We start from the raw sequence: 6,453 nt of genomic DNA on the forward strand, positions 1-6,453 counted from the left end.
GCGGGGCTTTGTCGTACCCACCCTCCGAGGAAGGCCGGTATGTGCATAGGTTAGCTCACGCGCGCCCTGATAGCCATAGCGCTAGGGTTCAGCACGCGGGCGTGTCGCGCGATCGTCGCGGCTCGTGGGCTCTGCCGGCGCCCTCTGGGGCGTACGCAGAGCTGCCGGCTTGGTGGTCGGCCGAGGCGTGGTTCGACGCCGTGATGGACGCGCTGCGCACGCCCGAGGGTGAAGAGCTGCGCCGCATGGCGCGCGTCGCGGCCGACACGTTGCTGCGCGTCGCGTACGCCGATCGGTTGTCGGCCGACAGGGCGACCGGCCGCGGCGTGGCCACGGCGCACGAGACGGTCGCTGCGCAGCTCGGGATGAGCAGCAAGACTGTGCAGCGTGCACGGCATTTGCTGGAAGCTCTGGGCCTGGCGGTCACGGTGGCCGAGGGGCGCTATCTAACGACCGCTGAGCGCGAGCAGGCGCGCCTGGCGCATGGGAGCGATCAGGTGCGGGCGGCGTCGACGAGGGCGCTCATCATGCCGGCGACAGCGACCGCCGGCCGCGCATCCGAGGATCCTCGGGCTGTGGAGAATGTCCACCTACCTGTCTCTCCGTCAGGAGAGCAGGTATCTCACGTTCTCCATTCATCACCAAGGCGCGCGCCTTCGCGCGCTCGTGAGGGCACCGCTACGCGGCGCCCAGCAACGACGAAGAGGAACAGGCCAACGGCTCCTGAGGCGCCTCGCGCGATCGCGGTGCAGCAGCTCGCGGCGCGGCTTGCCAGGCGGATGCCGTGGCTGGATCGTGGCGGGCACATCGGGCGAGTGTGCTCGCTCGTGGAGCGAATGCAGCTCGTGGAACGAGGCTGGACCGTGCAGCAGATCGTCGACCGGATCGAGGCTCACGTGCGCACCGCGGGCATCCGGATTGCCGCTCCCGATGACCAGCGTGACCCGCTCGGATACCTCGCGTGGATGCTCCGTGTCGCGGTGCCGGCAGACGAGCTGGCGCCCTTCGAACGGGTCGCTCAGGAGCGGCGCGAACGCATGGCGAGAGCTGCGGCGCAGAGCGCGGCCGATGCCGCGCGCCGCGCTCAGATCGACGCCGAGCAGGAGGCGATCGAGGCAACATTGGCCGCGATGCGCGCGCAATTCCCCCGCCTCCCCAAGCCACAGCGACTATTCGTCTAAGTATTCACTCAGAGCGAATAGGCAAACGAACCCGATGGGTTCGTTTGCCCTTGTCCTGCCGTACCCCCCCACGCTTCGCGCTTTCCAACCTCCACCCCTCAGCGTTACACTTTTCGGACTGGAGGTTGGAAAGTTCTGGGGGGTACGGCAGGACAAGGGCAGTTCAAGAAATGGTGTGTGTGGCAGGGATCGGAAGGCGGGCTGTTCGGTGCAGGTGACGTTGCGGGATGAGCGGGTTTTCGAGTGGATGCGGGTGGTGCGTATCGCTGACTCGGAGGCTCTTAGGTGGGTGCTGGCGGCGATGGATGGAAGGTCAGAACCGGTGTCGGCGCGGCGCGCTCAGCAGTGGATCGCGCGGGGCGTGGAGGCGGGCGTGATCGAGCGCGCGCGGCCGATCTTCCGAGATGGATCGGTGGTGTGGTTGTCTCACGCGATGTCGGGGCGGTCGGCGCCGAATCTGTTCCGGGCGACGACGCGACACGAGGTCGCGGTGGCCGCTTTGTCGGCTCGGTTCCTCGCCGCCGGCTACTCGTGGGAGCGCGACACTCAGCCCCGGTCGACGAGGGAGCACGCGGCCGATGGGATCGCTCGACGCGGTGAACGTGTCGAGCGGGTGGAGGTGGAGCTGACAGCGAAGGCGCTGCCGCGCTATCAGCTGATCCTCTCCGGGCACGCGCGTTGGTTGACCGAGGGCGTCGAGCGGGTTGTGTACGTGGGCACGCCCACGGCGATGCGTGCGGTCGCGCGTGAGGCCGACAGGTGGGTGCACCCGGCGGTTCGTGACCGCTTGGTGACGTTGCCCGTGCTCGACGAGCGTGGGCACATCGTGGAGAGCTTGGACGCGCTGTGGGCGTCGACCGATCAGCTCGAGCAATTGACACGTACGGGTCAATTGCTCGAGGAAGAGCCGGTGAAGCCGGCGCCAGTTGTGCCGGCGCCGACCTTGCCGGTATGGGGAGGGAGGGATTGATGAGCCAGACCAACGTGCAGCCGAAGCCTGCCACGGACGCCACCACCGAGTTCGTTGGCAGCGTGTTGCAGATCGTCGTCGCGCTCGTCCTGGTGCTGCTGTTCCTGCCCTTGGCGGTGCCGCTGCTGGTGGCCGGCTTGGCCGGCAACCGGGTCGCTAAGCGGCACTGGTTCTGGGTCACCTACCGGTGGCACCTGGTGGTGAATGCCGCGGCCGTCGCGATCGTCGCGGCTGTGCTCACGGCCGAGGCTGTGGCGGTGGCCGGCTGGATCGCGAGCGGGGACGCGCGCACCTTTCTGCAGGGCGACGGGTGGCCGCTCGCCCTGCTGTCCAGTTGGTGGCCCTATCTGCTGCTGAATCTGCTTCTCGGGGTGCTCCTGGTGCCGGTCGCCTGGTCGTGGCGCCGCCGCCGCATCGCTGAGTTGGTGCGCACCCGGAAGGTTCCCGATGTGCTCACGCAGGAGCACATCGAGAGCGCACGGAAGCGGGCGGCGGATATCGTCACCGCCCGCCGGATGGGGTTGCGTCTGGACGCGCGCACGGGGGTTCTCGCTCCCAGCGGCCGCGCTGCGCTGGTCGTCGCCCCTCACCCGGTTCCGGTCGTGCGACCGAAGGCGGGTGGAGGCCGCGAACGGGTGACCTTGCAGGGCATCGGGATGGTTGAGCGTCCGACGATTCGCACGATCGGGGATCGGATGCAGGACACCCGCAGGGTGCCCGACTGGACCGATCCCGCCGGCACCTACGTGGTGCTGCCGGAATCGGCCGGCGCGCAGCGGGTGCTCTTGTTCGCGGAGAGTGGTTCCGGCAAGACCGTGCTCATCCAGGGCGGCATTCTCGCCGCTCTGGATCGAGGATGGCCGGTGTTCTTCATCGACGCGAAGGGCGACCCGGACGATGCCGACAAGCTCGCGGCGATCGCGCGAGCTCGCGGTCACAGCGTCAGCGTCGCAGAGCCGTGGAACCTGTTCACCGGCTCGGCCGCGGATATCACGTCGAAGATCATGCGGACTCTGCCGACGTCGACCGGCGATGGCCAGTTCTACAACGATGAGGTCAACTCCGCGCTCAATGCGATCCAGGCGCACGCTCCCCTGACGGGGATGCGCGACCTGTTCGGCCGGCTCGCTGATCCCGCCTCGCACGTGCGGGATCAGGCTCAGCTCACGATGCTCTACGAGCCGGTCGACAAGAACAACACGCCGCGCGTCGCGCGCGTGACGAGCCGGCTCATGTTGGCGCTGGGACCGTTGGAGCCGCACCTGTCGGCGTCGGGGTGGAGCTTCGAGAACCGCACCGCTGACCTGACGATCGTTCCCCTCTCCCCCGCCGACCGCGCACAGGCCACCGTAGGTGACCTGATGCTCGCTGACCTTCGGCGGTGGATGAGCGCGCGCCTGTCGCGTCGCGACAAGACGCCCGCGGTCGCGTTCGTCGACGAGTTCGCTCAACTTGTCACGGACGACAGCGACCCCGGCGATATCGCCGCGTCGCTGTTCGAGACAGCCCGATCGGCCGGCATCGGCCTCTGGCTGGCTGCGCAGTCGGTCGCGGGTGTCTCACAGGATGAGACACGCCGCCGCCGTGCCCTGTCCAGCGGTGCGGCGCTGATGATCGGTCGATCGAAAGATCCGGAGGACGTCGTATCGTTCGCCGGCACTGCGATGCGCCTCGAAGCATCGGGCGCCGCGACGGGTGAAGAGCTGCGATCCGCGCGTGCTCAGCACACGTACGTGATCCCGCCGGATGACGTACGCCGCGCGGCCGTGGGGCAGTTCTACATCGTCCAGGGAGGGGCGATCGCGGTGTTCCGCGCTCTCCCCTCCCCCACGTTGTCGGCGGTGATCGAGGGGCCGGCATCGGCGGCAGAGACAGAGGTCGACGAGCATGTTGCCGTGGAAGAGGATGAGCAGGCCACGGCCTGAACCGATGAGCCGGCGCGTGGCTCCTTGGGGCTGGTTGCCGCGCTCTGAGGGAGCCTGGCGGGGGCAGCAGCTCCCGCCAGGCTCTTTCTGCGTGTGAGGCCGATAGTCGTGGCGCTGGCCACGATCCCCGGACGGGGAGCCAGCCCCCGTGGGGCTGGGCGGGCGCAGGCGCCCGTGGGGGCCGGCCGCTGCGCGGCCGCGGTCCTAGGTGCCCTCCGGGCACCCGTTTTTGTGCCGTGAAGCCTTCGGCAGCGTACGGACGTCCGGGTTCCGCGCAAGCGGCAAGCCGCCGGCTCCGCCGAGATTTTCGGCACGCGGTCGCTGCGCTCCCTTATTTCGCGCCGAAATTCTCTCCCCCGCCGCCCTCCGGGTTGCACTCCACCCTCCCGTCCTAGCGGCGACAAGTCGCCTTCACGGCAAAAAAACGTGAGGGGGAAGGGAAGAGAGCAATGAGCGTTCACGTGACCGTCATCAGCCGGAAGAGCTGTGTGCAATGCAACGCGACCTATCGTGCGCTGGACGGGCTTGGGATCGAGTACCGCATCGTCGACGTCGACGAGCTGCACGAGGGGGCGGCCGACGAGCTGCGCGCGCTCGGCTTCCTTCAGCTCCCCGTGGTGAAGGTCGACGGCGCGGGGGCATGGTCAGGTTTCCGTCCCGACCTCATCGACGGAATCGAGGTCGCGGCGTGAGCGCGACGGTGGCCGCTCCCCTGGTGGCGGCGATCGAAGAAGCGTGGGCCGCGATCCGTGAGCGTCACCAGGACGTGCCCGAGGTCGTCGTCACGCTCGGCAGCGGCAGCGACGCCAAGGGCATGAAGCTCGGCCACTTCGCGGCACAGCGTTGGGTGCGCGGTGACGACGAGCTGCACGAACTGTTCGTCGGCGGTGAAGGACTCGCGGCCGGGGCAGCGTCCGTGCTCGCGACCCTGCTACACGAGGCCGCACACGCCGCCGCGACCGCCCGGGGCATCCAAGACACCAGCCGCCAGGGCCGCTACCACAACCAGAAGTTCAAGAGCATCGCTGAGAGCTTCGGCCTCACCATCGAACACGACGCCCGGATCGGGTGGAGCGTGACCGCGCTCCCTGCGCGCACCGAAGCCGCGTACGCCGACACCATCGCCATGCTCCACCGGGCGATCACGGCGCACCGTCGCGCCGAGGCCGTCGCCGTAGGCGGGGGCCGTAAGAGCAACAACAACGGTGCATCGGCCGAGTGCGGCTGCGGGCGCAAGATTCGCGCGTCCCTGACCGTCATCGAGGCCGGTCCCATCCTCTGCGGCATCTGCGGAACCGAGTTCGCCGCAGATGTATAGGCCAGGCTTGACATTGCATGTATAGGGAGGGGTATACTAGAGTTATGAAGGAAGCAAAGCGGGGCGAGGTCGAGAAGTTCCTACGCGAGCAGGGCTACTCGGTTGCCAGCGACAAGGGCGACCACACGAAGTGGAGCAAGCCGGGCGCTCGCTCGATCCCGCTCCCCCGCCACAACCGGATTTCCCCAGGGGTGCTCAGGTCGATCGAAAAGGTGATCGGCCACCTCCCCGAAGAGTGGAAGTGAGACAGAACATGACCCGCAAGACCTATCAGCTCACCGCGACCCGAGAGGGTCAGTGGTGGATCGTCGACGTTCCCGAGCTTGACTACCGCACCCAGGCGCGCAAGCTCGATCAGGTCGAGCACATGGGCCGCGATCTCATCGCGCTTATGGAGGATGTGCCCGCCGACAGCTTCGACGTCGCGACGGTCATCACCATGCCCGAGAGCGTCGCCGCTCAGCTCAACGAGGCGACTCGACTCGAACACGAAGCCCGCGAGGTCGCCGCACAAGCGGCGCGCGATCGCCGCGCGGCCGCGCGAGCGCTCCACGACACCTACGGGCTCTCCGCGATCGAGGTCGCCGCCGTCCTTGGCGTGACCCGGGCTCGGGTGTACCAGCTCCTAGACGAGAAGGCATCGGCCTAACGTCCGAACCCCCAGAGAGGATCGCTCCATGACAACCCGCACCGCCACGAGCGTGATCGTCAGAGTCACGACGACTGACAAAACCGGCGCCGAGCGCACCACCAACTACGGCCCTTTCCTCCCACATGTCGGCTCCGCGACGACTTCGTTCGAGCAGCAGATCGCCTACGAGTTGGAAGCAACCGGGAAGTACCTCCACGTGGACACCTCGATCGAGGACGTCTACATCGGCGCAGACGAGTCCGACTGTGCCTTGCGCGCGACCCGTTAGGAACTCTCCATGCGGCTGCGAAACGCTGTGTGCGGCGCGATCGTTACCGTCTGCACCCTGACGGTAGCCGCCTGCACCCCGACGCCGCTGGGGCCCGCCGGTGCCGAGCGCGGCCGTGTCGCGGCCGTGTCGCGGCCGT

At 68.1% G+C, this 6,453-nt stretch carries 8 protein-coding genes; all 8 read left to right on the plus strand.

The window, feature by feature from the left end:
* Positions 1-101 precede the first annotated feature (101 nt).
* The 8 genes from HMPREF1529_RS16375 (at position 102) to HMPREF1529_RS15255 (ending at position 6,314) form a co-directional block, all read left to right on the plus strand.
* Entirely contained in the window at positions 102-1,181 is a 1,080-nt protein-coding gene (locus HMPREF1529_RS16375; RefSeq protein WP_232212150.1) for a hypothetical protein, read from the plus strand.
* Between the two features lie 247 nt (positions 1,182-1,428).
* A complete protein-coding gene (locus HMPREF1529_RS15225; protein WP_232212151.1) occupies positions 1,429-2,151 on the plus strand; it encodes a hypothetical protein in 723 nt (240 codons plus the stop codon).
* The gene (locus tag HMPREF1529_RS15230) at positions 2,151-4,076 is read left to right on the plus strand and encodes a hypothetical protein (protein WP_016465434.1); all 1,926 of its coding nucleotides are present in this window, start codon (positions 2,151-2,153) and stop codon (positions 4,074-4,076) included. Before HMPREF1529_RS15225 ends, HMPREF1529_RS15230 begins: the two co-directional genes overlap by 1 nt.
* 449 nt (positions 4,077-4,525) lie before the next feature.
* The gene (locus tag HMPREF1529_RS15235) at positions 4,526-4,768 is read left to right on the plus strand and encodes a glutaredoxin domain-containing protein (RefSeq protein ID WP_016465435.1); all 243 of its coding nucleotides are present in this window, start codon (positions 4,526-4,528) and stop codon (positions 4,766-4,768) included.
* Positions 4,765-5,394, plus strand: a complete 630-nt coding sequence (locus HMPREF1529_RS15240; protein WP_016465436.1) for a hypothetical protein — start codon at positions 4,765-4,767, stop codon at positions 5,392-5,394. Before HMPREF1529_RS15235 ends, HMPREF1529_RS15240 begins: the two co-directional genes overlap by 4 nt.
* A 44-nt stretch (positions 5,395-5,438) precedes the next feature.
* Positions 5,439-5,639, plus strand: coding sequence for a type II toxin-antitoxin system HicA family toxin (locus HMPREF1529_RS15245; RefSeq protein WP_016465437.1), 201 nt, complete (start codon positions 5,439-5,441; stop codon positions 5,637-5,639).
* 8 nt (positions 5,640-5,647) lie between these two features.
* Positions 5,648-6,043, plus strand: coding sequence for a hypothetical protein (locus HMPREF1529_RS15250; protein ID WP_016465438.1), 396 nt, complete (start codon positions 5,648-5,650; stop codon positions 6,041-6,043).
* 28 nt (positions 6,044-6,071) lie between these two features.
* Complete coding sequence (locus tag HMPREF1529_RS15255; RefSeq protein WP_016465439.1) at positions 6,072-6,314, plus strand: hypothetical protein; 243 nt, start codon at positions 6,072-6,074, stop codon at positions 6,312-6,314.
* Positions 6,315-6,453: the final 139 nt, after the last annotated feature.

Origin of the sequence: Microbacterium sp. oral taxon 186 str. F0373 (assembly GCF_000411455.1) — a bacterium.
Classification (GTDB): domain Bacteria; phylum Actinomycetota; class Actinomycetes; order Actinomycetales; family Microbacteriaceae; genus Microbacterium.